Origin of the sequence: Pacificispira sp. (assembly GCF_965228185.1) — a bacterium.
Taxonomy (GTDB): domain Bacteria; phylum Pseudomonadota; class Alphaproteobacteria; order UBA8366; family Aestuariispiraceae; genus Pacificispira.
This window is the reverse complement of the sequence record NZ_CBDDHE010000006.1, coordinates 240,511-267,379: the sequence shown is the minus strand read 5'-3', so window position 1 is coordinate 267,379 and position 26,869 is coordinate 240,511. Positions and strand designations below refer to the sequence as shown.

Annotated in this window: 24 protein-coding genes; 16 read left to right on the top strand and 8 right to left on the bottom strand. The window is 63.1% G+C overall.

Annotated features, from left to right (window positions below; translation table 11 throughout):
* Positions 1–2,607, bottom strand: coding sequence for an aminopeptidase N (pepN, locus tag ACO06O_RS11965; protein ID WP_421880023.1), 2,607 nt, complete (start codon positions 2,605–2,607; stop codon positions 1–3).
* A gap of 77 nt (positions 2,608–2,684) precedes the next feature.
* The gene (locus ACO06O_RS11960; RefSeq protein WP_421880021.1) at positions 2,685–3,596 is read right to left on the bottom strand and encodes a LysR family transcriptional regulator; all 912 of its coding nucleotides are present in this window, start codon (positions 3,594–3,596) and stop codon (positions 2,685–2,687) included.
* 143 nt (positions 3,597–3,739) lie between these two features.
* Here ACO06O_RS11960 and ACO06O_RS11955 point away from each other — a divergent pair, with 143 nt between their 5' ends.
* The 5 genes from ACO06O_RS11955 (at position 3,740) to ACO06O_RS11935 (ending at position 8,663) form a co-directional block, all read left to right on the top strand.
* Positions 3,740–4,729: a glutathione S-transferase family protein gene (locus tag ACO06O_RS11955; protein ID WP_421880019.1), complete on the top strand. Its 990-nt coding sequence runs from the start codon at positions 3,740–3,742 to the stop codon at positions 4,727–4,729.
* A gap of 50 nt (positions 4,730–4,779) precedes the next feature.
* Entirely contained in the window at positions 4,780–5,487 is a 708-nt protein-coding gene (locus ACO06O_RS11950) for a pirin family protein (RefSeq protein WP_421880017.1), read from the top strand.
* Positions 5,488–5,649: 162 nt separating this feature from the next.
* Entirely contained in the window at positions 5,650–6,297 is a 648-nt protein-coding gene (locus ACO06O_RS11945; protein ID WP_420420033.1) for a gamma-glutamylcyclotransferase, read from the top strand.
* Positions 6,290–6,706, top strand: a complete 417-nt coding sequence (gene msrB, locus ACO06O_RS11940) for a peptide-methionine (R)-S-oxide reductase MsrB (protein WP_421880015.1) — start codon at positions 6,290–6,292, stop codon at positions 6,704–6,706. Before ACO06O_RS11945 ends, msrB begins: the two co-directional genes overlap by 8 nt.
* Before the next feature lie 130 nt (positions 6,707–6,836).
* Positions 6,837–8,663 (top strand): tetratricopeptide repeat protein, encoded by a 1,827-nt coding sequence (locus ACO06O_RS11935; protein WP_421880013.1) that lies wholly within the window; start codon positions 6,837–6,839, stop codon positions 8,661–8,663.
* On the opposite strand, the gene ACO06O_RS11930 is transcribed toward ACO06O_RS11935, so the two are convergent.
* On the bottom strand, positions 8,660–9,313 hold the full coding sequence (locus ACO06O_RS11930) for a helix-turn-helix transcriptional regulator (RefSeq protein WP_421880011.1): 654 nt from the start codon (positions 9,311–9,313) through the stop codon (positions 8,660–8,662). The two genes, ACO06O_RS11935 and ACO06O_RS11930, sit on opposite strands and share 4 nt — an antisense overlap.
* Before the next feature lie 89 nt (positions 9,314–9,402).
* Between ACO06O_RS11930 and ACO06O_RS11925 the strand changes: the two genes are divergently transcribed.
* The gene (locus ACO06O_RS11925) at positions 9,403–11,001 is read left to right on the top strand and encodes a Rieske (2Fe-2S) protein (RefSeq protein ID WP_421880009.1); all 1,599 of its coding nucleotides are present in this window, start codon (positions 9,403–9,405) and stop codon (positions 10,999–11,001) included.
* Positions 10,998–12,422 (top strand): MFS transporter, encoded by a 1,425-nt coding sequence (locus ACO06O_RS11920; RefSeq protein WP_421880007.1) that lies wholly within the window; start codon positions 10,998–11,000, stop codon positions 12,420–12,422. Before ACO06O_RS11925 ends, ACO06O_RS11920 begins: the two co-directional genes overlap by 4 nt.
* On the opposite strand, the gene moaB is transcribed toward ACO06O_RS11920, so the two are convergent.
* The gene (gene moaB, locus ACO06O_RS11915; RefSeq protein ID WP_421880005.1) at positions 12,385–12,924 is read right to left on the bottom strand and encodes a molybdenum cofactor biosynthesis protein B; all 540 of its coding nucleotides are present in this window, start codon (positions 12,922–12,924) and stop codon (positions 12,385–12,387) included. The two genes, ACO06O_RS11920 and moaB, sit on opposite strands and share 38 nt — an antisense overlap.
* Before the next feature lie 31 nt (positions 12,925–12,955).
* The gene (locus ACO06O_RS11910) at positions 12,956–14,575 is read right to left on the bottom strand and encodes a transglycosylase SLT domain-containing protein (RefSeq protein ID WP_421880003.1); all 1,620 of its coding nucleotides are present in this window, start codon (positions 14,573–14,575) and stop codon (positions 12,956–12,958) included.
* Positions 14,576–15,043: 468 nt separating this feature from the next.
* Between ACO06O_RS11910 and ACO06O_RS11905 the strand changes: the two genes are divergently transcribed.
* The 6 genes from ACO06O_RS11905 to ACO06O_RS11880 all read left to right on the top strand — a co-directional run bounded on the left by ACO06O_RS11905 (position 15,044) and on the right by ACO06O_RS11880 (position 21,577).
* On the top strand, positions 15,044–15,244 hold the full coding sequence (locus ACO06O_RS11905; protein WP_421880001.1) for a DUF2065 domain-containing protein: 201 nt from the start codon (positions 15,044–15,046) through the stop codon (positions 15,242–15,244).
* A 40-nt stretch (positions 15,245–15,284) separates the two neighbouring features.
* Entirely contained in the window at positions 15,285–17,486 is a 2,202-nt protein-coding gene (uvrB, locus tag ACO06O_RS11900; protein WP_421879999.1) for an excinuclease ABC subunit UvrB, read from the top strand.
* A gap of 5 nt (positions 17,487–17,491) precedes the next feature.
* Entirely contained in the window at positions 17,492–18,280 is a 789-nt protein-coding gene (locus tag ACO06O_RS11895) for an SDR family oxidoreductase (RefSeq protein WP_421879997.1), read from the top strand.
* Positions 18,277–18,651, top strand: coding sequence for a dihydroneopterin aldolase (locus tag ACO06O_RS11890; protein ID WP_421879995.1), 375 nt, complete (start codon positions 18,277–18,279; stop codon positions 18,649–18,651). Before ACO06O_RS11895 ends, ACO06O_RS11890 begins: the two co-directional genes overlap by 4 nt.
* A gap of 546 nt (positions 18,652–19,197) precedes the next feature.
* Positions 19,198–21,165 carry an excinuclease ABC subunit UvrC gene (gene uvrC / locus ACO06O_RS11885; protein WP_421881112.1) on the top strand — a complete coding sequence of 656 codons (1,968 nt, stop codon included), beginning with the start codon at positions 19,198–19,200 and terminating at the stop codon, positions 21,163–21,165.
* Entirely contained in the window at positions 21,140–21,577 is a 438-nt protein-coding gene (locus ACO06O_RS11880; protein ID WP_421879993.1) for a hypothetical protein, read from the top strand. The genes uvrC and ACO06O_RS11880 overlap by 26 nt, the downstream gene beginning before the upstream one ends.
* Here the strand turns inward: ACO06O_RS11880 and ACO06O_RS11875 are convergent, their stop codons facing one another.
* The gene (locus tag ACO06O_RS11875) at positions 21,578–22,000 is read right to left on the bottom strand and encodes a MarR family winged helix-turn-helix transcriptional regulator (protein ID WP_421881109.1); all 423 of its coding nucleotides are present in this window, start codon (positions 21,998–22,000) and stop codon (positions 21,578–21,580) included. It abuts the gene before it with no gap.
* A 336-nt stretch (positions 22,001–22,336) separates the two neighbouring features.
* On the opposite strand from ACO06O_RS11875, the gene ACO06O_RS11870 reads away from it, so the two are divergent.
* From ACO06O_RS11870 to ACO06O_RS11860, 3 genes are all read left to right on the top strand, one after another.
* Positions 22,337–23,251, top strand: a complete 915-nt coding sequence (locus tag ACO06O_RS11870; protein ID WP_421879991.1) for a branched-chain amino acid aminotransferase — start codon at positions 22,337–22,339, stop codon at positions 23,249–23,251.
* Positions 23,252–23,348: 97 nt separating this feature from the next.
* Complete coding sequence (locus ACO06O_RS11865) at positions 23,349–24,080, top strand: glycosyltransferase family 2 protein (RefSeq protein WP_421879989.1); 732 nt, start codon at positions 23,349–23,351, stop codon at positions 24,078–24,080.
* 4 nt (positions 24,081–24,084) lie between these two features.
* A complete protein-coding gene (locus tag ACO06O_RS11860; protein WP_421879988.1) occupies positions 24,085–24,537 on the top strand; it encodes a lipid-A-disaccharide synthase N-terminal domain-containing protein in 453 nt (150 codons plus the stop codon).
* Here the strand turns inward: ACO06O_RS11860 and ACO06O_RS11855 are convergent.
* Both ACO06O_RS11855 and ACO06O_RS11850 read right to left on the bottom strand, forming a co-directional pair.
* The gene (locus tag ACO06O_RS11855; protein ID WP_421879986.1) at positions 24,448–25,296 is read right to left on the bottom strand and encodes a phosphatase PAP2 family protein; all 849 of its coding nucleotides are present in this window, start codon (positions 25,294–25,296) and stop codon (positions 24,448–24,450) included. The genes ACO06O_RS11860 and ACO06O_RS11855 overlap by 90 nt on opposite strands.
* Positions 25,293–26,780: an ArnT family glycosyltransferase gene (locus ACO06O_RS11850; protein WP_421879984.1), complete on the bottom strand. Its 1,488-nt coding sequence runs from the start codon at positions 26,778–26,780 to the stop codon at positions 25,293–25,295. The genes ACO06O_RS11855 and ACO06O_RS11850 overlap by 4 nt, the downstream gene beginning before the upstream one ends.
* Between the last annotated feature and the right edge of the window lie 89 nt (positions 26,781–26,869).

Sequence of the window (26,869 nt, the reverse complement as noted above, 5' to 3'; positions counted from 1 at the left end):
TCAACCCGACAGGGATTTTGTCGCGATCTCGGTGCAGTCGCGGCTCAGCCCCTCGGTGTCCGCGAAACGCTGCAGCTCGGCCTTCATGGTCTGGCTGCGTTCCGCCGTCAGGCGGCGCCATTGGCCGAAGACGCCCAGCATCCGGGCTGCGACCTGAGGATTGACCTTGTCCAATTGCTGCAGGAAATCGACGACGAATTTATAACCGCTGCCATCCGGTGCGTGGAAACAGATCGGGTTGCCCATGGCGAAGGCGCCGACCAGGGCCCGGACCTTGTTCGGCTTGCGGATCGAAAAGACAGGATGCTCCATCAGCGCGCGGACCCGGTCCAGCGTGTCCGGACGGGCACTCATCGACTGAACCGACAGCCATTTGTCGATGACCTGTTCGTCATGGCGGAACCGCTCGTAGAAATCGGCCAGCGCGCCTTCCCGCGCTTCGCCTTCGGTATCGGCGAGGACCGACAGTGCTGCCATTCGGTCGGTCATATTGTCGGCCTCGTCATAGCGGGTACGGGCCAGGGCGACGCTTTCGGGGTCGCCGGTCGCGACCAGATAGGACAGGGCCGCATTGCGCAACGCGCGCTGACCCGCCGCCTCGGCCGACGGATCGAAAGCGCCGGTCTGGGCCATGGCGTCATGGATCCGGATCAGATCGTCCCACAGCGTGTCGCCGATGGCACGGCGCAGGGCGATGCGGGCCTCGTGAATCTCCTCGATCGGGACCGGGCGCAATTGTTCGGCGATGTAATCCTCGGTCGGCAGGGCGATCGCCAGGGCGCGGAAGGCCGGGTCCAGCGTCTCGTCAGTCAATGTCCGGCCCAAGGCCGCAATAAATTCGAGATCGATGCGGGCATCCTTTCCGTCCCGCAGGTCGGCGACCATCTGCAACAGCAGCGCCGTCGCATATTGCTGTCCGGCCTCCCAGCGCGCGAAGGGATCGGTGTCGTGCCCCATCAGCAGCACGCGTTCCGCCGGGCTATAATCCGCCTTCAGCGTGATCGGCGCGGAGAAGCCCCGGTTGATGGACGGAACGGTGCCGGCCGGCACGTCTTCGAACACCGTCTTCTGCATCGCCTCTGCCAGGGTCACGACGGATTCCGTGCCGATCTCCGTCCCGTCCGGCCCGATCAGTCCGATCCGGATCGGAATCTGCAACGGCTTCTTTTCGGCCTGGCCGGGTGTCGCCTTGGTGGTCTGACTCAGGGTCAGCGCCAACCGGCTTGTCTTCGGATCATGCGTCCAGCTAGCGGCGATTTCCGGCGTGCCGGACTGCGAATACCACAGTTTGAAATGGGTCAGGTCGACATCGTTCGCGTCCGCCATGGCCGCCACGAAATCGTCGCAGGTCACGGCTTGGCCGTCATGGCGGTCGAAGTACAGTTTCATGCCCTTCTGGAAACCGTCCTCGCCCAGCATGGCATGCATCATGCGGATCACTTCCGCGCCCTTTTCATAGACGGTCGCGGTGTAGAAATTGTTGATCTCGATATAGCTTTCGGGCCGCACCGGATGGGCCAGCGGCCCGGCGTCTTCGGGGAACTGCCGGGCGCGCAGGGTGCGGACATCCTGGATGCGCTTGACGGCGCGCGAGCGCATGTCGGCAGAAAATTCCTGATCCCGGAATACGGTCAGGCCTTCTTTCAGGCTCAGTTGGAACCAGTCGCGGCAGGTGACGCGGTTGCCGGTCCAGTTGTGGAAGTATTCGTGGCCGACAATCGCTTCGATATTGGCGTAATCGGCGTCGGTCGCGGTGTGGGAATCCGCCAGAATGTATTTGGCGTTGAAGACGTTCAGGGATTTGTTCTCCATCGCGCCCATGTTGAAATCGCTGACGGCGACGATGTTGAAAATGTCCAGATCGTATTCCAGGCCGAACCGGTCCTCGTCCCATTTCATCGACCGTTTCAGGGCATCCATGGCATAGGCACAGCGCGGGGCGTTGCCCGGCTCGACCCAAATTTTCAGGTCGACCTTACGGCCGCTCATGGTTTCGAACGTGTCTTCCAGCGCGTCCAACCGTCCGGCGACCAGCGCGAACAGATAGGCGGGCTTCGGGAACGGGTCTTCCCAGACCGTGCTGTGGCGGCCGTCTTCCAGTTCCGTCTTTTCGATCAAATTGCCGTTGGACAGCAGGACCGGGCAGGCCGCCCGGTCGGCGCGGAGCGTAACCCGGAACCGGCTCATCACATCGGGTCGGTCCGGAAAGAAGGTGATGCGGCGGAAGCCTTCCGCCTCGCATTGCGTGCAATAGATGCCGTTGGACTGATACAGGCCCTCCAGGCGGGTGTTGTCCGCCGGGTCGATCGACACGACCGTGCGCAGCGTGAAGGCGTCGGGTGCGTTCAGCAGTGTCAGTCCCGTCTCGCTTTGCTTGTAGGAATCCTCGGACAAGGCCTTGCCGTCGATCTCGATTTCCAACAGGCGCAACGCTTCGCCTTCCAGAAAAATCGGATCGGTCGTTCCGTCCGTCCGCGCGATGCGCAATGTGGCGGCGACCTGCGTACCCGAGGGCGCGAGATCGAAGCCCAGATCGACGGATTCGACCGATATGCGCGGCGGCGCGTAGTCGGACAATCGGATAACGGGGGGCTGTTCGGTCTTCATGCGGGGGCTCCGGCGCAGGGCGGGTTGAATGTCTTCAAGATCGGGTTTATCGGCGCGCCGTCAAGCCTTGGCTCCGGTCACGGCCACATCGTTTCAGGCCCGGCGAAGCGTGCCGCCAGGAAGTCGATGAACGCGCGGACCTTGGCGGATAGATGCCGGTTGGGCGGATAGATCGCATAGATGCCGAAGGGGGACGGTTCATAGTCCGTCAAGGCCGGCACCAGCACTCCGTTACGGATTGCTTGGGCGCAGATGAAGGTCGGGGTGAAGACGATTCCGATCCCGGACGCTGCGGTCTGGGCCAGGATGTTCCCGTTGTTCGATGTCATTGAACCCTTGATACGGACGGTAATGTCTTCGCCCGGATTGTCCGGGTCCCGGAAACGCCAGGTGTTCGGCGCATTCAGATAGGTGTAGGTCAGGCAATTGTGGTCGGCCAGGTCGCTCGGATGGGCGGGCATGCCGTTCTCGTCCCAATAGGACTGTGTCGCCGCCAGGACGACGCGGGTTTCGGCGATCCGCTTGGCGATCAGGCTTGAATCCTGCAGCACGCCGATCCGGACCGCCACGTCGAATCCTTCTTCAACCAGGTCCACCTTGCGATCGCTGAAATCGATCTCGACGCTCAATTCCCGATGGGCGCACATGAAATCCGGCAGCGCGGCGGCCAGATGGGCGACCCCGAAACTGAGCGGTGCCGAAACCCTGAGGCGGCCGCGCGGCACGTCCTGCAGCTTGGTGACGGCCAGTTCCGCCTCTTCCGCTTCGGAAATGATGCGCCGGCATCGTTCGTAATAAGCCTGTCCGACCTCGGTCAGATTAAGCCGCCTTGTCGTGCGCGCCAGCAATTGCGCGCCCAGGCGCTGTTCCAGCCGGGTAACCTGCTTGCTAATGGCGGATTTGGATTGTCCCAGCTTCTCGGCGGCGGAGGTAAAACTGCCCTCTTCTACGACGGCGGCGAACACCGCGATACCGCTCAAATCTTGCATTCCCAAACCCTTTCTAAACCCAATGGCGGCAGATTAGGCCTATTTTCGAAACAATCAAATTCTATCTCTCAAGATTGTCCGGAATGAGAGGATGACTAAATCTTGGGCAGTCGCAGAGATGGAATGACGAAGGGAAAGAAACGATGGGTCTTTTGATCGACGGCGAATGGCACGACCGCTGGTACGACACCAAGAAAACCGGCGGCAAATTTGTCCGCAGCGAATCCCAGTTCCGCAACTGGATCACCGCCGACGGTAGCGCCGGTCCGACGGGCGACGGCGGGTTCGAGGCCGAAAGCGGCCGGTACCGCCTGTATGTCTCGCTGGCCTGTCCCTGGGCCCACCGCGTGCTGATCTTTCGTGCGTTGAAAGGGCTGGAGGATCACATTCCGGTCTCCGTCGTGCATTGGCGGATGAAGGAAAATGGGTGGACCTTCGACACAGAAGACCCGGACGTCGTGGCGGACCCGGTCTACAACGCCGACTTCCTGCATCAGGTCTACACCGCCGTGACGCCCGACTATACCGGCCGTGTTACCGTGCCGGTCCTGTACGACACCAAGCGGCGGACGATCGTATCGAACGAATCCGCCGATATTATCCGGATGCTGAACACCGCCTTTGACGGGATCGGGGCGAAGAAGGGGGATTACTATCCCGAGGACCTGCGCGGCGAGATCGATGCGATCAACGAACGCGTGTACGACACGGTGAACAACGGCGTCTACAAGTCGGGCTTCGCGACCAGTCAGCAGGCCTATGAGGATGCGGTCCACCCGCTGTTCGACAGCCTGGACTGGCTGGAAGACATTCTGTCCCGCAACCGTTATCTGACCGGCGACCGCGTGACGGAGGCCGATTGGCGCCTGTTCACGACCCTGGTCCGGTTCGATCCGGTCTATGTCGGGCATTTCAAGTGCAATATCCGGCGCATCGCCGACTATCCGCACCTGTCCGGCTATCTGCGCGAACTGTACCAATGGCCGGGCGTCGAAGGCACCGTGAACATGTGGCATATCAAGGCGCATTACTACGGCAGCCACGACAACCTGAATCCGACCGGAATCATTCCGGAGGGGCCGGAACTGGACCTCGACCAACCGCATAACCGGGACAGGCTGAAGGCGGTGTAACGCCTTCCCCTGGCGCCGCGAAAGCGTGCCATTCCCCGATGGAGACGAAAATGAGTGTTGAAATCCGTTCGTTCGACAGTCTTGGCCATGCCGAGTTCGGCTGGCTGGACGCGCGGCATCATTTCAGCTTCGGTCACTATTACGATCCGTCCCGGATGAATGTCGGGCCGCTGCGGGTCTGGAACGACGATACGATCCAGCCTGGCACCGGTTTCGACGCCCATCCCCATCGCGACATGGAAATCATCACCTATGTCCGCGAAGGAGCGATCAGTCATCGCGACAGCCTGGGCAACAGCGGGCGCACCGTCGCCGGCGATATTCAGGTCATGTCGGCCGGGACCGGCATCGTGCATGAAGAGTTCAACCGCGAGGATGAGACGACCCGGATCTTCCAGATCTGGATCATTCCGCGCCGTCGCGGGCAGCCGCCGCGTTGGGAAACGCGCACCTTCCCGAAGGGTGCATCCGCCGGGGCTCTGGTGCCCATGGCATCCGGCCGCGCCGGGATCGATGGCGCCGTACCGATCGATCAGGACGCAACCCTCTTCGCCGGGACCCTGCCTGCGGGCAGCGTCCTGGAGCATGCCCTGGGCCTTTCGCGGCAGGCCTATATCGTCCCGGCGCGTGGTTCCCTCATCGTCGATGGTCAGCCTGTCGGCGAGCGGGACGGGGCGATCGTGCGCGATGCGGAAACCGTCCGGATCGAAGTGACCGAAGAGGCGGAGATCATTCTGGTCGATGTTGCGGCCGATTAACGCCCGCGCCGCGCCTTTCACGAATGTTGTGACGGCGCGGCGGCGTGACCGGTCTTGTCTTTCGCGGTTGCGAAATCATTCTTATCCGCCGAACTTTGCACTCCGGGGGCTCGGAAAAACTTGGTCGATCGCGACGGAATAAAACAGGGTTTCTATCAAACCATGGCGCGCGACGCCGAGGCGGCGGGTCTGATTAAGCCGCTGGACGACGCGGAACGGCGTCAATCGCGCATCGACACCATGGCGGCCCGTCCGGACGGCGCGGATATCTGGATTTTCGGCTATGGGTCGCTGATGTGGAACCCGGCCTTTCACTATGTCGAGCGGCGCATCGCGCGCCTTCACGGTTATCACCGGTCCTTCTGCCTGCAGACGCCGATCGGGCGCGGGTCGCCGGAATGCCCGGGCCTCGTGCTCGGCCTCGACCGGGGCGGCTCGGTTCAGGGCCTGGCCCTGCGGATCGCGGAAGATCAGGCGGAAGAGGAACTGGACGTCATCTGGGCGCGCGAGATGCTGGCCGGGTCCTACCGCCCCGCCTGGGTCACCCTGGTTGACGAGGCGGGCGGCCGGTTCCACGCTATCGCCTTCGTGATGCGGCGTGATTGTGAACGCTATGCTGGGCGCTTATCTTTTGAGGAGACCGCCGACCGCATCGCCAGAGCGACGGGCCGGCTCGGTCCGTGTTCGGAATATCTGGAGCGCACGGTCTCGGCAATGGACGAGATCGGCATTGCCGATGGTCCGATGCACGCCCTGCGCGCCCGGGTGCGGGCGCTGAAACGAGAGCTTGAGGGACATCCCGATGAGTGACACGACCGCCCGCAAGGCCAAGGTGAAGATGAGCGACGCCGATTGGCGCGCGCGCCTGTCCGAGGAGGAATACTACGTCACCCGCAAGAAGGGGACGGAACGCGCCTTCACCGGCAAATACCACGACAGCAAGGTCAAGGGCCGCTATCTGTGCAAATGCTGCGGCGAGCCTCTGTTCCATTCGAACACGAAGTATGACAGCGGTTCCGGCTGGCCCAGCTTCTTCAAACCGATCGAAGAGAACGCCGTCGAAGAGCATTCGGACAACAGCCTGTTCATGCGCCGCACCGAAGTGGTCTGCGCGCGCTGCGATGCGCATTTGGGGCATGTCTTCCCCGATGGGCCGCGCCCGACGGGTCTGCGTTATTGCATCAATTCGGCGGCCTTGGATCTCGACGAGGATATCTGACGGCGATCGGATTTTGACCTGACGCTGAAACAGTCCTATATCCGGCGCCATGAACCGACAGCAGCGACGTGCCGACAAAAGGAAGAACGGCTCCGGCGGCGGACCGGGCGACCCCCGGCTCGACCAGGCCATGGCTTTGCATCAGGCCGGACGGTTGATGGAGGCCGACGGCCTGTATCGCCAAGTGCTGGAGGCTGATCCGTCCCACAGCGACGCGCTGCGCCTGCGGGGGGCTCTGGCCTATCAAATCGGCAATCCGGCCGCGGCGGTAGAACTGCTTTCCGCTGCCCGCAAGGTCGATCCGGACAATCCTGAGGTCCTGACCCTACTGGGGCTGGCGCTGGAAGCGTCAGGCAATGCGGAGGGGGCGGAGAAGGCCTATCGCCGCGCCCTGACCCTGGCACCGCGATCTCCTGAAATCTGGAACAATCTGGGCGCGCTGCTGCGCGACAAGGGGCGTCAGCAGGATGCGGCGGAAGCCTTCGGCCGGGCCGTCGTGCTGAAGCCGGACTATGTCGAAGCCTATCAGAATCTGGGCGTCACGCTGTATCGTATGGGCAAGCTGGACGCGTCCATTGCTGCCTTCGAAGCCGGTCTGGATGTCGCGCCCGGCGATGCGGATATGTTGCTGAACTATGGCGTCGCGTTGTCCGATGCGGGCCGGACACGGGAAGCGGCGGCCTGTTACGCGGATGTCCTGGAGAAAGCCCCGGACGATCCCGACGCTCTGACCAATCTGGCCGCCGCGCAGATGCGGATGGAAGATCTGACAGGCGCCGAGGAAACCGCGCGCCGGGCATTGAGCCTGGCGCCGGACAGTGCGGGGGCGATGGCGAATCTGGCGATGGTCCTGGCCGCCGGCCGGCATTTCGAAGAAGCGGAGGGGCTGTACCACGATGCCCTTCGCGAAGCGCCGGACTTCGCCGATATCTGGGGCAATTACGGCAATCTGCTGATGGCGGCGGACCGGCTGGAAGATGCCGATGTGGCCTATAGCAAGGCGGCCAAGCTGGACCCGGCGGAACCGCGCCATGCCTTTCAATTGGGATTGTGCCGATTGAACCAGGGCGACCTGCGAAAGGGGTGGGCCCTGTATGAAAGCCGGATCGATTGCGGCGCCAGCGTGCCGGTCGAAACGCCGAAAGCGGCGCGCTGGCAGGGCGACGCCTTGTCGGGCAAGTCCCTGCTGATCGTCCCGGAACAGGGGTTGGGCGACGAAATTCGCATGCTGTCCTGCCTGACGGATGCGGTTGGCGCCGCGGGCGACGGCGCGACCGTGACGGTCGGATGCGACGCGCGGCTGGCCCCGTTGATCCGCCGGTCCTTCCCGAAGGTCCGGACCGTGTCGCGGGAGGCCGCATCGGCCCATAAGGCGGACTTCTCCATCCCCTGCGCCTCGCTGCCGAACCTGTTCCGGCGGAACCTGGGCGAGTTCCCGGACCGGGCCGGCTATTTGCGTGCCGATCCGGCACTGGTCGAGACCATGGCGGAGCGGGTCGCGTCGCTTGGCGGCGGGGTCAAGGTCGGCATTGCGTGGCGCAGCGGTCTGATGCGTGTCCGCACGCAGGCGGCCCTGACGGCGATCGCGCAATGGGAGCCTATCCTGTCGGTCCCGGGGGTCACCTTCCTGAATCTGCAGTATGGCGATGTCGATGCCGAACTGGCGGGACGCCCGGTCTCGGTTCTGGACGATGTCGATCTGCGCAACGATCTGGAAGCCGCCGCCGCGCTGACCGCGTGCTGCGATCTGGTGATCAATATGGGGACTTCGGTCGGGGATATGGCCGGGGCGCTGGGCGTGCCGTGCTGGTCGCTGCTGTTGAAACCGGATTGGGTGACATTGGGCGCGGACCGCCATCCGTTCTACCCGAATACCAAGGTGTTCTGGCGCATGCCGGACGAAGAGTGGCCCGCCGTCCTGTCGCGCGTGGCAGAGGCATTGGCGGCCACCGCCTAGCTGTCGACCGTTTCCCGTTCCGTCACATGATAGGCGCAGCGCCGCGCGCCGGCCAGGATATGGTCGGTGCGCGAGACGTCATATCCCGGACCCAGGGCATCGGCGAAAACCTGAAGTTCCATGGCGCATAGACCGGTGCAGGCCTTCGCCGCCGCGCAGATCGGGCAATGGTTCTCGACGAAGACAAGCCCTTCGGCGGTCTCCTCAACCCCGGCCATATACCCTTCGCGCGACCGGATTTCCGCCAAAGCATCCAATTTTCGGCGCAAATCCGGGGCGTCTTCCATGGCGTTGCGGTACAGGATCGTCTGGTGACGCGACCGTTCCAACACCAAGGCCTGCAAGGCATTTTCCCCCAAGCTGGTCCGGATCGTATCGATCAGGCTGACAGCCAGTTCGGCATGGGCGTCGGGAAAATAGCGGTCCGCCGCCTCGGTCAGGTACCATAGTTTCGCGGGACGGCCGACCGGGCGCGGCTCAGCGCGCGCTTCGACCAGACCTTCCGACTGCAGGTCGTAAAGGTGCTGGCGGATCGCCATCGGGGTGACGCTCAGGCCCTCGGCCAGCGTCGTCGCATCGCTGCAGCCGTTCGATTTCAATCGGTTCAGGATGTCGCGCCGTGTGCCGGGCTTCTTGTCTGACTTGGCCATAACAGGGTTTCTAAAGAATTCTCTTGCGTTAATCAAGGGGCGGTTCTAAAAGGTTTGTAAAGAATATGCTTTAGAAAAGGATGCGCGGCATGCAACAAGCGGCGGATACGGACTGGCGGGATGTGGCGGGCTTGGCGGATCTGGACACGACCGGCCGGCGGGTGATCAAGACCGAAGGCAAGCAGATCCTGGTCTTTCGATCCGGTGATCGCATCCTGGCCTGCAACAATCGCTGCCCGCATGAAGGCTATCCGCTGTCGGAAGGATCTGTTGGCGGCGAGAATGGCTGCACGCTGACCTGCAACTGGCACAATTGGAAATTCGACCTGGACAGCGGCGAGACCCTGGTTGGCGGAGACAAGCTGCGGCGCTATCCCGTCCGGGTCTCAGACGGGCGCATTCATCTCGACCTGTCCGATCCGCCGGCGGCGGAGGCGATCTCGGACGCGCTGAACAATCTGGCGGATTCGTTGGACCGCCACGAATACGACCGTTTCGCCCGGGAAATTGCCCGCCTGCAGCGGGCCGGCGGCGACCCGCTGGACGCCTTGCGCCGCACCATCGCGGAGACGGCCGAGAAGTTCGAGTTCGGCGCGACCCATGCTTTGCCGGCCACGTCCGACTGGCTGTCCCTGCGCGAGGCGGCTCTGGACGATCCAGTTCGCAGCCTCGCGATGCTGACGGAAAGTATCAGCCATTTCGCCTGGGACACGCGGCGAGAGCCCTCGTTCAAGTATCCGACCGACTGGCGGCCCTGGGACGAGGACGGGTTCGTCGGCGCGGTCGAAGCGGAGGACGAGGCCGCCGCCACCGCCTATCTGCGCGGCGGCGTGGAATCCGGCTTGGCATGGCCGGATCTGGAACGCGGATTTGCCCGCGCCGCCCTGGCGCATTACGCGGATTTCGGACATGCCGCGATTTATACCTACAAGATGCGCGCGTTGACCCGGATCCTGGGCGATTCGGAAAGCCTGCTTCATCTGGGCCTGATGCTGACGCGTTCCCTGATTTATGCGACACGCGAAGATCTGATCCCGGAATTCCGGGCCTATGGCAAGGCCTTGGCCGGGTGGGACGGATCGGGACAATCGGTTCCCGATGCGGAAAGCTTGTGCAAAGGATCGGTTCGAGAGGTTCTGGAACGTATCTCAGCCGGGTCGGCCAGGCCTGCGGCAGTCTATGAATCGGCGCTGGCCGCCGGATGCTGGCAGTTGCTGCATTTCGATCTGCAATGGCAGGACAAGACGGACAGTTCCATCGCCCAAAGCGTCGGGTGGCTGGATTTCACCCATACCGTCACTTTCGCCAATGCGGTTCGGAAACTCTGCGAGGCGCATCCCGACCTCTGGCCGAACGCGTTGCTGCAGATCGGATGCTTTCTGGGGCGGAACTCGGGATTCACCGACCCCGATCTGGACGAGGGGCCGTGGCGCGTCAACGATCCGCTCGGCGCGGTCGAAACGGCATTGGCGGAGGTTGAGGACCACGGCGTCTTCGAATACATCGTGGCCAGCCATCTGTTGAAGCTCACCTATGCGGTACACGAAGAAATGACGGACCAACCGGACCGGGCTTGGCATCCGATCGCTGCCGCGGCGTTGCGGCGGTTCCTGACCAGCCCCTTGAAGCGCAAACATGTGCTGCGCACGGCCCATCAGGCCCTCGACTTCGTGCGGGCGGAAGGATGAGCAGCACCGAAACCGTTTCCTGGCGGGCTGTTCTCAACGGCCCCAATGCCGGCATGTTCGCGGTTCTCAGCTTCGGAGTCTGGCTGCACGCGGCGGACAGCACCGTCGTCGCCACCCTGATGCCCAGCGTCGTCTTCGATATTGGCGGGGCGGAGCTGATCTCCTGGAACTACATGCTCTATGAGCTTGCCTCCATCGCCGCTGCGTGTTGCGGCGCCTTGGTGGCCAGGCGTTTTGGCTTGCGACGGGCAATGATCTGGTCCGCCGTCGCCTTCGGGCTTGGCTGCGCGATCAGTGCCGTGACGCCCATCATGGGCGGCATGTTGCTGGGCCGCGCGATCCAGGGTGCGGGCGGCGGATTGCTGGTCGCCCTGACCATGATCGGCGCGTCCAGCCTGTTCCCCAGTCACTACGCGCCCAGGGTCATGGCGGCGATTTCCGCCGTATGGGGCGCGTCGGCCTTTGTCGGGCCGCTGATCGGCGGCTTCTTCGCGGAATATTCCGACTGGCGCTATGGGTTCTGGGCTTTTGTCGTGCAGAGCGGCGCGCTCGCCCTGGCGTTGCGGCTGGCGTTGCCCGCTTCGTTGGAGGCGGGGGATGAGACGGCTCGCATTCCCTGGCGGCGTCTTGCCGTGCTGTCGGCCTCTGTCCTGGCGGTCGCTGTGGCCGGTTTGAAGGACACGTTTTCGATGCAGTCGGCGGGGATGTGCCTGTTCGGCCTGCTGGGACTGATCTTGTTTTTGCGCCTGGACGGACGTGCCGGGAACGACCGCTTGCTGCCGCGCGCCATCGGCGATATCCGCGCCCCGGCCTGGAGCGGCCTGACGGGCGTGTTTCTGCTGGCCGTGGTGACGACACCTTTCGTGGTCTATGGGCCGGTCCTGCTATCCATCCTGCACGGGATCGGGCCGATTGCCGCCGGGTACATGGTGGCGCTGGAATCCGTCGCCTGGACCGTCGGCGCGTTGGCATTCTCCGGCGCCGTCGGCGCCTCGCAACAGAGAGTCATCCGATACAGCTTTATCGGGGTCGCGGTCGGATGCGCCGGTCTGTCGGTCTTCGTCGCGTCCGGGCCGATCTGGCTGCTGCTGCCGCTCCTGTTCCTTCAGGGAATGGGGTTCGGCGCCTGTTTCGGCCATATCCTGCACCGCTGTGTCGATCTGGTGCCGCAGGACGACAAGGACCGGGCGGCCTCGGCCCTATCGTCGATCCAGACCTTCGGCTATGCGCTGGGCGCGGCAGTGATTGGCTTGATCGCCAACGCGGTTGGCTTCGGGGTCGACCCGGGACCGGCGACGGCCGGTGCGGCATCTCATTGGGTTTTCGGGGCGATGGTTCCGGTCGCGCTGATCGCGGTTCTGACGATCCGGCTGTTGCCGCAGACTAATCCGACGCCTCATGCTCCCGAAGGCGCGGCATAAGCTCGACGAAATTGCAGGGGCGGTGTCGGAAATCCAGTTGGAAATGCAGGATCTCGTCCCAGCCGTCCTTGCAGGCCCCGGTTGAGCCAGGCAGCGCGAACAGATAGGTGCCGCGCGCCACCCCGGCCATGGCGCGGCTCTGGATCGTCGATGTGCCGATTTTCTTTGCCGAGATCCAGCGGAAATACTCGCCGAAACCCGGAATATCCTTCTCGCAAACCCGATTGAAGGCTTCCGGGGTGACGTCGCGGCCGGTCAGCCCCGTGCCGCCCGTGGTGATCACGCAGTCGACCTGAGGGTCGTCGATCCACCGGGTCAGGATTTCGGCGATGACGGGAGCATCGTCCGTGACGATCTCGCGCGCTGCCAGAACATGGCCGTCCGCCTCCAGCCGCGATACCAGCGTGTCGCCGGACCGGTCCGTCTCCAGGGTGCGGCTGTCCGAAACGGTCAGGATCGCGATGCGCACAGGTTTGAAGGGCAGGCTTTCGTCGATCGCCATGACATTCCGTTCAGCGTAAGGGTTGCTGACGTTACGTGCCCGGCCCGCGCCCTTGTCCGGCAACGGGGATCAGTTTCGTTTCGCCATCCTGCTGAACATAGACCGGCCAGTTGCCACCGATCAACGCGTCCATGCTGACCGGGTGCTGTCCCAGGCGCAGGCGATAGATCCAATAATTGGACAGAACGTGCTCGATATAGTTCCGCGTTTCGCGCGACGGCAGGCTTTCGATGAACAGCAGGGGGTCGTTGCTGTAATCGATCCGTTGGCGCCAGCGGCTCAGATTGCCCGGACCGGCGTTATAGGCGGCCAGTGCGTAGAGCAGATTGCCGTCGATTTCTTTCAGGCCCAGGACATGGCTGACATATTTCTGACCGAGCGACAGGTTCAATCCGGGATCGAACAGCGTGTCGCGTCCGGCGCCGCTGAACCGCTCGCCGGCCATGTAGCCGGCCGTCGCCGGCATCAATTGCATCAGGCCGCGCGCGCCTGCATAGCTGATGGCGCGGGTACGGAACTGCGATTCCTGACGCACGATGGCAAAGACCAGGGCCCGGTCGATCTTGAACCCGTCCATCGGTTGCCAGCCGGGCAGAGGATAGAGCGCGCCGTCCAATTGCGTGTTCTGCCGACGCGCCATGTCCCGGCCTATGCGGAAGGCGACATCCGCCAGTCCCGCGCGGTCGGCGAAAGCCAGCAGAGTACCGGCGAAGGAGGGCGGCAATTCGTCGACGAAGCGCCGCAGTTCCGCGTCGGCCAGATCCGTCTGACCCGATTCGATCAACGCGATGGCGCGCCTTGCGGCCGGGATACGGTACAGCAGCTCGACTTCCGTTTCGGACAGGATCGGCAGGTCGAAATTCAACGGCATGGTTTCGCCCAGCGCCTGCATCGCCAGCAACCCATAGAAGGTCCGGGGATGAGCGGCCGCGCGCATCATGACGTCGCTGACGCGCTGGGGTTGGCCCGCGATCAAATAGGCGCGCGAAGCCCAGAAGCCCCCTGCCGCCTTTAGCCACGAGTCGGCCTCGGCGCTGACGCTCAATCGATCGAAATGGGACGCCGCGCGTTCCCAATTCTGCGACCGGAAGGCCGACAGACCGCCCCACCAATGGGCCAGCGCGGCGCCGTCCCCGGCAATGGTTTCCGCCGTCGCAGCGACCGCCATCGCCTTGTCATCCAGGTGATAGCGATAATAGCCGCGGGCGACGACGCCCAGGCTCTCGGCATAGCTGACCGGGTCGAACAGCCGCTTGTTGGCCTTGGTTTCCAGCGTTTCCAACGCCAGGGTCACATTGCCCCGCTGAACCAGGCTGCGAATGGTGCGCTGGACGCCGCGAATGCGGTTCCGCTCGCTGCGCGTCTTACCCTCGAAGCGGCGGCTGACCTCGGCGCCGGTTTCGGTTTCGTCCAGCACGTCCAGGTTGGTCTCGACCGCGTCCATTGACGGCAATTCGGTGGCGCGGGGCTTGGCGGGATAAGTATGGTTCGCAGGTCGCCGGCGCAGCGCCAGGCTATAGATGCGCGACGCGCCCGGATGGTCGGCGTAGTCGGCCATCCAATTTTTCAGCTCGTTATACTTGGACCGGTATTTGGTCGGGTGCATGTAGCGCTGAAACAGGACATGCCCCATCAGGCTTTTGTCCCGCAATGTGGCGATCAGGCCGTCCGCACGGGCCCAGTCGCCCCCGCGCTGAACGCGGAAAATCTCGGCATAGGTGGCGGCGTCTTTCGGCGACAGGACGGCCGGAAGGGGATCGGCGGTGGTGCGGGTCGACAGACCGGGCGCAATCGCGGCCGTCTCCGCATTCGAGCGGGTTTCCGCGGCGGCGGCGCCGGCGGTGACTGCAATACCCAGGAGGACGCCTAGAAAAAGGCGTGCGAGCGAGTGTGTCCGGGAAATTGGTCTTCCCCCAAATCAAGAGCCGTACGGATCGCACGATCCAGGCGACAAGGCCTTTTGTGCGGTAAGAATGGGATCGGCGACGCACGGCGTTTGTCTCAAATCCCCTCAGACGATAGGTACGATATCAGGGGTGTAAAAGCAAGCTGGCGGACTCCCCGAAGGCGAGACGGATTGCCTCGCCGACAGGGGGGCGAAACAGGCAGGAGAATCAGTGTGAACGACGATTTCTGGGTCGCCGCGGCGACGGGCTTCGGCTTCGTTTTGGTAATTGAAGGGCTGTGCTACGCGTTGTTCCCCGGTGGAATGCGGAAGATGATGAAGGCGGCCTTGGACCTGCCGCCCGAGAGCTTGCGGCGCGGCGGGGCGGTCGCGTTGGCAGCAGGTGTCGCGATCGTATGGTTGATCCGGGGGTGAGCGCTTGCGTCGGTCGGGTCGCGGCCTATAGTCACCGCTTATGAGCGATCTGGTAGACCTGAAACCGATAGAGCCGCAGGGGTTCATCCGCGGCGAGGCGCCGAAATACGACCGCCCCCTGTCCGAGGGCGGGCGGAAATTCCTGATCGAATCGGATTTTGCGCCGGCCGGCGACCAACCGGCTGCCATTCGGCAACTCGTGGCCGGCGTCCGGGACGGAGATCGCGATCAGGTGCTGTTGGGCGTCACGGGGTCGGGCAAGACCTTTACAATCGCGCATGCCATTCAGGAATTGCAGCGTCCGACCCTGGTCCTGGCACCGAACAAGACCCTGGCGGCCCAGCTCTACGGTGAGATGAAATCCTTCTTCCCGGAGAACGCGGTCGAATATTTCGTCTCCTACTACGACTATTACCAGCCGGAGGCCTATGTCCCCCGGTCGGACACCTATATCGAGAAGGAAAGCTCGATCAACGAACAGATCGACCGGATGCGCCACTCGGCGACCCGGGCCCTGTTCGAACGCGAGGACGTCATCATCGTCGCCTCGGTGTCCTGCATCTACGGTATCGGCTCGCCGGAGACCTATAGTCAGATGGTCATTCCGATCGAGGCGGGGAAGCCGAAGGACGTGCGCGATCTGATGCGCGAGCTGGTCGCGCTTCAGTACAAGCGCAACGACGTGAATTTCCAGCGCGGCAGCTTCCGGGTCCGCGGGGATACGATCGAGATTTTCCCGTCCCACCTGGAAGACCGCGCCTGGCGGGTTTCCTTCTTTGGCGACGAGATCGACGCGATCCACGAATTCGACCCGCTGACCGGCGAGAAGACGGCGGTGCTGGAAGCCGTGCGCGTCTACGCCGGTAGCCACTATGTGACGCCGCGCCCGACGCTGAAACAGGCGGTGGACCGCATCAAGATCGAATTGAAACAGCGCCTGTCGGAATTTGAGGCGGCGGGAAAGCTCTTGGAACTGCAGCGCATCGAACAGCGTACGACCTTCGACATCGAGATGATGGAGGCGACCGGATCCTGCAACGGGATCGAGAACTATTCCCGCTACCTGACCGGCCGCAACCCGGGCGAGCCGCCGCCGACCCTGTTCGAATACCTGCCGGACAACGCGCTTCTGGTGCTGGACGAAAGCCACGTCACCGTGCCGCAGATCGGCGGCATGTTCCGGGGCGACTTCGCGCGCAAATCGACCCTGGCCGAATTCGGCTTCCGCCTGCCGTCCTGCGTCGACAACCGGCCGCTGAAGTTCGAGGAATGGGAGGCGATGCGGCCGCAGACCATCTATGTCTCGGCGACGCCCGGCAATTGGGAACTGGAGCGGACCGGCGGAGTCATCGTCGAACAGGTTGTCCGCCCGACGGGCCTGATCGACCCGGTTTGTATTGTCCGGCCGACCGCTAATCAGGTCGACGATTTGCTGGATGAATGCCGGGGCTGTGTCGAGAAGGGGCAGCGCGTGCTGGTCACGACCCTGACCAAGCGCATGGCGGAGGACCTGACGGAATACATGTCGGAGACGGGTCTGAAGGTCCGTTACCTGCATTCCGACGTCGATACACTGGAGCGGATCGAGATCATCCGCGACCTGCGCCTGGGCGCCTTCGATATCCTGATCGGCATCAACTTGCTGCGGGAGGGGTTGGACATTCCCGAATGCGCCCTTGTCGCGATCCTGGATGCCGACAAGGAAGGTTATCTGCGGTCCAAGACCTCTCTGGTTCAGACCATCGGGCGCGCGGCCCGAAATGTGGAAGGGCGCGTTCTGCTCTATGCCGACCGCATGACGGACAGTCTGGACTATGCCATTCGCGAGACCGAACGCCGCCGCGAGAAGCAACAGGCCTACAACGCCGCGCACGGCATCACGCCCGAAAGCGTCAAGAAATCGATTTCCGACGTTCTCAATTCCGTCTACGAGCGGGATCGGGTGACGGTCCAGACGGGCGATGGCGAGCAGTCCCATTTGGTCGGCGTCGATCTGAAGACCTATATCAAAGACCTCGAAGAACGCATGAAGGCCGCCGCGGCCGACCTGGAATTCGAGACCGCGGCGAAGATGCGCGACGAGATCAAGCGGCTGGAGGCCTATGATCTGGATATGCCGGCCGATTCCGTTCCCATCGATCCGGCGATCGCGGCCAGTTTGATTACCAAGACGCCGGATGCGGTGCCGAAGGGCCGCAAGGGCGGCGGCAAATCCGGACGCGGCCGGCGCGCGCGGCGGTGACCAGGATGGGCACGGGACAACTTGCCATCGTGACCGGCGGGGCGCGGCGGATCGGACGCCGCATCTGCGAGGTGCTGGCCGCAGAAGGCTACGCCGTCTGCGTTCACTACAACACCTCCGCCGAGGACGCCGCGCAGGTAAAGGCCGGAATCGAACAGGCGGGCGGGACGGCGATGATCCATGCCGCCGATCTGACCTGTCCCGGCGCGGCGGAAGAGCTGATCGACGCGGCTTTGGCGTTCGGACGGCCGGGTCTTCTGGTCAACAATGCGTCCAGTTTCGACTATGACACGCCTACCCAATGGGAGGCCGGACGGTTTGAGGAGACGCTGCGCACCAATCTGATCGCGCCGCTCTCCCTGTCCCGGACGTTCCATGCGCGGATCGGGCCCGACTGGGTCGATCCGAACATCGTCACGGTTCTGGATCAGAAACTGTTCAACCGGAATCCCGACTATTTTTCCTATACGGTCGCGAAAGCCGGCTTGCATGAGGCGCAGTATCTGATGGCAATGGCTTTCGGTGCGGAATGCCGGGTGAATGCCGTGGCCCCTGGTTTGACACTGGTCAGCGGGCCGCAGAGCCAGGACCAATTCGACGCGGTCCATGGCCGGACCCTGCTGCGCCGGGGAACGACTCCGGACGATATTGCCCAGGCGGTTCTTTATCTGGGCCGGGCATCGGGCGTGACCGGAACCTGTCTTCCGGTCGATTGCGGGCAGCGGCATGTCGCGTCGGACCGAGACGTCATGTTTCTGTCACCGGGCGATGGGGACGAGGAGAGGCACAAGTGACCGACCAATGGCAGATCCGGCTGGAGGATTTCGAGGCGATCGTGCGGATCGGCGTCCATGATTTCGAACGAACGGGCCCCCAACGCCTGATCTTCACCGTGCGCCTGGATCTGGATTATGCCTTCGCCGGTGACAGTGACGATCTGGCCAGCGTGGTCGATTATGACTTCGTGCGCGCCGAGATACTGAATCGCGTGTCCGGGGGCCATATCGAAACCCAGGAAAAGCTGATTTCCGATCTGGCAGACGCCTATCTTCGACATGCGAGGGTTTCCCGGGTCGAGATTTTCTCTCGCAAGCCCGATGTCTATCCGGAACCCGGCGCAATCGGCGTATCCCTGGTCCGCTGTCGGTCGGGAGACTCGCGATGAGGGCGTTCCGGCCCGGCCCCGACGTATCGGGGTATGGTAAAATGCAGGTTGTGGGGAATCTGCTGAACCCGTCCTAAATCGCTATAAAATCGGCAAGATTCCGATCCGGAAGATTTGAGTTGTTCACAGGGGAAATCACGGGCTACGGAGTGCGTTATGTTGCAATAGGTTTTTTTGGCTTTAACGTTTTTTTCATACTTGACACATTGAAGATGTATATAAAACAAAGGGTTATGTTTTTGTGACTAAAAAATGGGCAAACCGCTTGAGTCCCCGGCGTTGCGCGGGGGGGACCTGTCCGACCACATGTTGCTAACAAGGTTATCCACAAATCTGGTGGATAGCTTAACCAAACCGGATTGGATCGCATTTTAGCTAGTTTTGGGAACAGACCGGGGACCAGAATACCAATTCATCCGCATGCACCGGTTGTGATGTGGATGGCCGAGCGGAGAGGGCGTAAGCGAACCGCTGATTCAAAAAGAGATTTTCGGACAAGGGGACGGGAAGAGCGTGATTGAGATCGACGGCGACGATGAGACCAAGATCGGGGAGGAGTCGGGTGGAATGACCCGCCTGCAAACCGGCGCGGAGGTCATTCGGGGCTATCTCGGTCATCTCGGGAACGAAGCCGGGGTCTACCGGATGATCTCGGCGGAAGGCGAGCCGCTTTATGTCGGCAAAGCGCACAATCTGAAGAAACGTGTCACGACCTATTCCCGTCCGGACCGACTGCCGATCCGGCTTCAGCGCATGGTCGCGGAAACGGCCACGATGGAGTTCGTGACCTGCGCCAGTGAAGTCGAGGCGCTGCTGCTGGAAAACAACCTGATCAAGCGTCTCATGCCGCGCTACAATGTGCTGCTGCGGGACGATAAGACCTTTCCGGACATCCTGATCCGGGGCGATCAGGACTACCCGCAGATCGTGAAACATCGCGGCGCGCGGGATCGGAAAGGCGATTTCTTCGGCCCCTTCGCGTCAGCCGGGGCGGTCAATCGCACGCTGAATGTGTTGCAGCGCGCCTTTCTCCTTCGGAACTGTACGGACGGCGTGTTCCGCAACCGGTCCCGGCCCTGCCTGCAATATCAGATCAAGCGCTGCAGCGCGCCCTGCGTCGGCTACATCTCGCAAGAGGATTACGCGGCGACCGTCGATCAGGCGAAGGCGTTTCTGTCAGGCCGGTCCCAGGAGGTGAAGGATTCGCTGGCGACAGCGATGCAGGCGGCGTCGGAAGCGCTGGATTTCGAACGCGCGGCGGCCCTGCGCGACCGGCTGCGCGCCATGGCGCATGTGCAGTCCAGCCAGGACATCAATATCGAAGGGATCGGTGATGCGGATGTCGTCGCCCTCGAACAACGCGGCGGTCAGAGCTGCATCCAGGTCTTCTTCTATCGCGGCGGCCGGAACAACGGGAACCGCGCCTATTTCCCCAGTCATGATAAGCAATTGGAGCCGTCCGAGGTCTTGAGCGGCTTCCTGGGTCAGTTCTACGAGAACCGGCCGCCGCCCAAGGACGTGCTGGTCAACCAGACGCCGGCGGAACTGGACCTGTTGGCGGAGGCGTTGAGCGTGAAGGCGGGGCGGAAGGTAACGCTCGCCGTGCCACAGCGGGGCGGAAGGCGGAAGGCCGTCGATCACGCCGCCGACAATGCCCGCGACGCGTTGGAACGGCGGCTGGCGGAAACGTCCAGTCAGAGACGGCTGCTGACCGGGTTGGCCGATCTGGCCGGGCTGGACGCGCCGCCGGAACGCGTCGAGGTCTATGACAACAGCCATATCCAGGGCCGTCAGGCCGTCGGCGCGATGATCGTGGCGGGCGGCGACGGCTTCCTGAAATCCGCCTACCGCAAATTCAACATCCGCGGCGATGCGGTCGAGAAGGAGGCTGCCGACGCCGCCTCGGCGGGCCTTGCGGAAGCCCCGGTTCCGCCGCTAGAGGGGGCGCCCTCGGCGTCCGCGCCGGCCGGCGGCGACGACTACGCCATGACGCGCGAGGTGATCTATCGCCGCTTCGCCCGCGCGATGAAGGAGGATCCGGAACGCAGCGAAGGTCAATGGCCCGATCTGGTGATCCTGGACGGTGGCCGTGGACAGATGACCGCCGCCTTGGAGGCGCTGACCGAGTTGGGCCTGCAGGACGAAGTGCCGATTATGTCCGTCGCCAAAGGGCCGGAACGCGAGGCCGGGCGAGAACGCATCATCCTGCCGGGCGCCGAACAGCCGGTTCTGCTGCCGCCGCGCGACCCGGTGCTCTATTTCATCCAGCGTCTGCGCGACGAAGCCCACCGGTTTGCCATCGGCTCGCACCGCAAGCGCCGGGCGAAGGATCAGGCGCGCAATCCACTGGACGAGATCCCCGGCATCGGCGCTAAGCGAAAGAAGGCACTGCTGCTATACTTCGGGTCCGCAAAGGCGGTGTCGCGGGCGTCGGTCGCGGATCTGGAGAAGGTAGAGGGCATTTCCAATGCGGTCGCGCGCAAGATTCATGGCTTCTTTCATCCGAACGGCTAGGAACATCGCTGCCGGGGGCGTCTTGGCTCTTTGCGGGCTATGGGCCGCTGGCGCTTCGGCCGCCGACTGCCGCGATGCGGTACTTGAAGTCGAACGCGCCATGCAGGACGGCCTCAGCGATCTGGCCGCCGGTCAGGGGCTGTGGGACGAGGGGCTTTCGCATCGTGGCGCGGCGCCGGGGCCGGACAGCCCGGCCTGCCGATTTCTGACGAACGGCCGGGACGCCTATCGTCGGGCGCTGACACAATTCACGAATTGTGAGAACAAGCTGGAGCGCGTTCTTGCCGACTGCGCCAACCCGGACTGGTCGGCCCTGAGCGCCAGCCCGCAGACTTGCGGTGAAACGCGGTCGGATGCTGAAGGCGACCTGGACGGCCTGGACAATGACCTCTCCACGGCGTGCGCGGAGTGACTATTCCGGCCGGTCTCCGAAACGGTCCCGGTCGTCGTCGCTGGACATGATCCCCAACATCACTGCCCGGAACCCTTCCACGGCCTCCGGGCCGGCCGCACGATAGGCACGGGCAATCCGTTTGCGCTGGGTCTCGGTCAGCAGCCGTTCCATCTCATGGCCTTGGTCGGTCAGGGTCAACAGGCGCTGGCGTCGGTCGACGCTGCCCTGCTCCTGGCTGATATAGCCTTCCTGAACCAACTGGCTCAGAACGCGGCTCAGGCTCTGCTTGGTGATCTTCAGGATGTCGAGCAGGCTGGATACGGTCATCCCGGGATAACGGCCGACAAAGTAGATGACCCGGTGATGCGCGCGCCCCAAACCGCGTTCCGCCAGGATCTTGTCCGGCTCGCCGGTGAAGTCGCGATAGGCGAAGAACAGCATCTCGATCGCCTGGCGCAATTCCTCCTCGCGCAGGAACAATGGATTGCCCCCGCTCTTGCCGGTGCGCGGTCGCGGCCGGTTGGGGCCGCCGGAAAACGGTTTGGAAGAATTTATGTCAGTCATGTTGACATATATGCCTCACGATGTTACCTGCTGCAACACTCAAGCGTAATTGATCGTAACTTTTGGCGGTTCACTTGGGTAATAAAATTGCGCATACCGCCGGGTCGAACCGGAGAAAAGCGCGATAAGTCGTTGCAAACCAATGGTTTGCTGGAGGAACCCTGGGTCGGGCCTGAAAACGATGCGGCCGAGCCCAAAAACGGAGTGGAAAATATGTCGCTGGTGCCCTTCGATGATCGCGACGGAACAATCTGGATGGATGGCCAGTTGGTGCCGTGGCGCGATGCCAAACTGCATGTTCTGACTCATGGCCTGCACTATGCGTCGGGCGTATTCGAGGGCGAGCGCGTATACGGTGGACAGATTTTCAAGCTGACGGAACATACCGAGCGGCTGCACAAATCCGCCGAGGTTCTGGGCTTCACCATTCCGTATTCGGTCGAAGAGATCGACCGTGCGTGCAACGAACTGGTGGCGGCCAACAATATCGATGACGGCTATGTCCGCCCGATCGCCTGGCGCGGGTCCGAGATGATGGGCGTGTCGGCCCAGAAGAACACGATCCATGTGGCGATCGCGGCCTGGGAATGGCCGGCCTATTTCAGCCCGGAAGCGCGGATGCGCGGTCTGAAAATGCGCATCTCCGACTGGGCGCGCCCCGATCCGAGAACCGCCCCGGTGGTCAGCAAGGCCGCGGGTCTCTACATGATCTGCACCATGTCCAAGCATAAGGCGGAAGCCGAAGGCTATCACGACGCCCTGATGCTGGACTGGCGCGGCTATGTCGCCGAGGCGACGGGCGCCAACATCTTCTTCCTGATGGAAGACGGGAAGCTGCACACGCCGGATCCGGATTGTTTCCTGGACGGCATCACGCGGCGGACGGTCATCGATCTGGCGAAGCGACAGGGTTTGGAAGTGGTCGAGCGCCACATTCAGCCGGAAGAGATGGCCAATGCCAGCGAGGCCTTCCTGACCGGAACCGCGGTCGAGGTGACGCCGATCTCGTCTATCGGCGATTACAACTTCAACCCGGGCCGCGTTTGCGAGTCGCTGATGAAGGCCTATGACGAGGAAGTGCGCCGCGGGTCGGACAAGGCCGCGCTGATCAGCGGCAGCGCCGCCTGATCTGCCGGTTTTCTGTCGTGCCAATCGGGGTCGGGCATGGTAAGCCCGACCCCGTTCGCATTTCATCCCTTGGCATTTCGACAGTCCCGGTGGCCCCATGCGCGTTCCCGATATCAGTGTCGTCGTTCCGGTTTGCGACGAGGAAGACAATGTCGCGCCGCTGATCGCGGAAATCGCCGAGGCGTTTCCCGATACGACGGAAACCGAGATCATCTATATCGACGACGGCAGCCGCGACGATACCGCCGCCGTCCTGAAGAAATGCAAGCATCTGCACCCCAATCTGCGGGTGTTGACCCATGGCACCCGATCGGGCCAAAGCCGCGCGATCCGCAGCGGCGTCCTGGAAGCGCGCGGACGTCTGGTCTGTGTCCTGGACGGCGACGGGCAAAACGATCCGGCGGATCTGCCGCGCCTGGTTCAGATTTTCGACGAGGCCGCCGCCGCAGGGGAGACCATCGGCATGGTCATGGGCGAGCGGGAGAAGCGCCAGGATACCGGCTTCCGCCGCTTCATCAGCCGGGTCGCCAATGCCTGCAACCGCGGCATGTTGAACCATTCCGCACGCGATGTCGGCTGTGGCCTGAAGGTCGTGTCGCGGGACGTCTTCGCCCGGATCCCGTATTTCGACCATATGCACCGCTTTATGCCCGCCCTGATCGGGCGCGAGGGCTTTACGGTCCGCTATGAGCGCGTTAATCACCGCGCGCGGCCACGCGGCAAATCCAAGTACGGCACGTTGGAACGGGCTGTGGCGGGCATCGTGGACCTGTTCGGGGTCTACTGGCTGCTCAAACGCTCAAAACGCCCGGAAGTGACGGAGGGGTGAGAGAATGATGGAGTGGTTGGCCAGTTTCGGGGCCAAACTTCAGGCCATGCCGACCGAGGAAATCGTCTGGGTGACGATCGGCTTCATGGGCCAGGCGCTGTTCGCCATGCGATTCATAATTCAGTGGATCGTCAGCGAACAGAAGCGCGACAGCGTGATTCCGATCGCTTTCTGGTATTTCAGCATCGGCGGCGGCACGGTGCTGCTGTCCTATGCCATTTGGCGGCAGGATCCGGTGATCATTCTTGGCCAGTGCACCGGCCTGTTCATCTATTTGCGCAATCTCTACTTCGTCCACCGCAACCGGCATGCGGATCTCGACGTGCCCAATCCGGACGGCGAGGGGATGGCGAGCGATCCGGTCGCGTCAGACGACGGGTTCGAAGAGACGGCGCAGGCGGATTCCGGCCCGGTCGAGGCCCATGCGCATGCCGGGCGTGGACGCGCGCATCCATAAGCCGCGCAGCCCGTTTCCGACAGGTCTGAGCACCGGTCCCAGATAGGGGTCGGCGACGCGGCGCAGCGGCTCCGTGTCCTTGGCCCAATGTTTCTCCACGATCCATCGGTATAACAGCAGAACGCCGCCGCAGGTGAAGACGCCGGAATACAGGATATCGCTGAGGAAGTGGGAGCCGTTCATCATTCGCATCAGGCCAAGCCCCAGCCCGGCGGTGATGGACAGGACGATCCAGAACTTGCGCCGCCGGGTCGCGTAAAGCGCCAGCGCCAGCATGACATAGCCGACGGATGCGTCGCCGGAAACGAAGGAACAATTGCGCTCGCACTGCGCCGCCGGTAACAGCGGCGGCGTGAAAACATATTCCCCGTCGAACTGAACCACATGTTTCGGGCGGGCGCGGCCCCAATTGTCCTTCAGAACGGCGTGAACCACCAACCCGGTGGATAGGATGATGCAGGTGAACAGGAAGCCGTACCGCGCCAGGCGCTGAATCTTGTCCAGCGGCCATGTCAGCCAAAAATACAGGAACAACAGAAGCCCGCCGACCGCGATATAGCCTACGCCGTGACGGACATAGGCGTTCAGGAAGGCATTGAACTCCGTCTGCCGCAGCCAGAAATCGTTCGCGCCCTTGTAGAACAGGTCCGCCGCCCAAAGATCCAGTTCGGGAAAGGGCAGGAAGACGGCCGTCAGGGCAATGAACGTGATCGCGCAGGCCGAAAGCATGCCGGTCGTGGTCCAGGGTTTGGCGGTCATCGCGGCTCCTCCAGCAGACGCAGGATCAGTTCGGTCTCCCGTCCGCGGCGGTCCCGGCGCAGGATCGGGTCGAGAACGGTGATTTTCGCAAAAGCATGCTCGTAGGGCGCGGCGTCATGGGGGGTCGCCAAAAGGACCCGCCCACCGTCTCGCTGCGGATCGTAGAGCCAGGCCATCTCATAGTGATGATCGATCTTTGAATCGTGGTTCCAGGCCCGGATCGTGACATCGCTGTCGCGTAGGGCATAGGCCAGACTGGCCATCATCAGGCGATTGTCCATCAGAAGGACCGTCACATCCTGATCCGCCATTCGATCGCGCACCGCGTCCGCGGTTTCCGTCCAACCATCCAGCTCACCCAGCTTCTTGGCCAGTCCGCGCGGCGCGAAATCGGGGTTCAGGACTACCAGGTAGAACCCGGCCGCTGCCGCAAGGTGAAGAAGGGTCGATCCCAGCAAGAGGCGGCGGCGCAGAGCGCTTTGCAGCAGCGCCGACGTGACCAGGATCGTCGCGGCCGGATAGGCCGTGGCCGCCCAATTGGCGTTGGCCCTTGATAACAAGGCTTGGACCGAGATCGTCACCAGGACCGGCAGACAGAAGGCCAGCAGCAGACGCGCCGGCCCTGACAACCGCGCCGACTTTTTGCGCGTTACCGGAATGGAAAATAGCAGCGCGCCGAACAGGACCGGCCCGAAGACGCCGAACTGGGCGCCGAGAAACTCCAGCATTTCGCCGGGATGCAGGACGATGCCCTGCCAATGGGCATTATCCGCCGTGTGACCGACCGTCGCCCAGCCGTTGGCAGCATTCCAGGCCACATTGGGCAGGATCATGGCTGCGCCCAGTGCGAAGCCGCCTGCCAGGTACGGCCATGCCGCCTTTAAGGCGCGGCGCGCATCCGGGCACAGCAGCCAATGGACAATGGCGCAGAGCAGGAAATAGGCCATGGCGTATTTGGCGTTCAGGCCCAGACCGAAGGCGATGGCCAGAACGGCGGCGGCGCGCCAGTCCGGCCGGGTCAAAACGCGGTGATAGGCCCAGAGCGCCGCCGACCAAAACAGCAGCAGCACCGCATCGGTCGACATGATCAGCGAAGAGTAGGAGACGGCCGGAACCGTCAGCCAGACGATCCCCGTCCACAGGGCGACCCGCCGGTCGAACAGGCTTTGCGCCAGCGCGGTCAGAACGAACGCCGTTCCGATATGCAACAGGGCGGCCGGCGCCCGGACGCACCAGGCAGCGTCCCCGCAAACACTCGTCGCGGCGCCGATGACCCAGGCGATCATCGGCGGTTTGGAATAGTACCCGAAGGCGAAATCGCGCGACCAGGTCCAGTACTGCGCCTCGTCGCCGTGCAGCGACAAGTCGGTCAGCAACAGGACGCTGTATCGCAGGGCCAACAGGGCGGTTGCTACGGCGAACAGGATCGTCCAGACCGGCCGGTCTTCGCTGGGGGGATGGTCCCCGGCGGCTTGTTCGCGCATGTTGCCTCTCACAGGGGACGGGTCGCCACTCGGTGCCAAGGGGCGTACACCATTCGGCGCTCTCGTCCAAGTTCCGCATTGCCTCACCC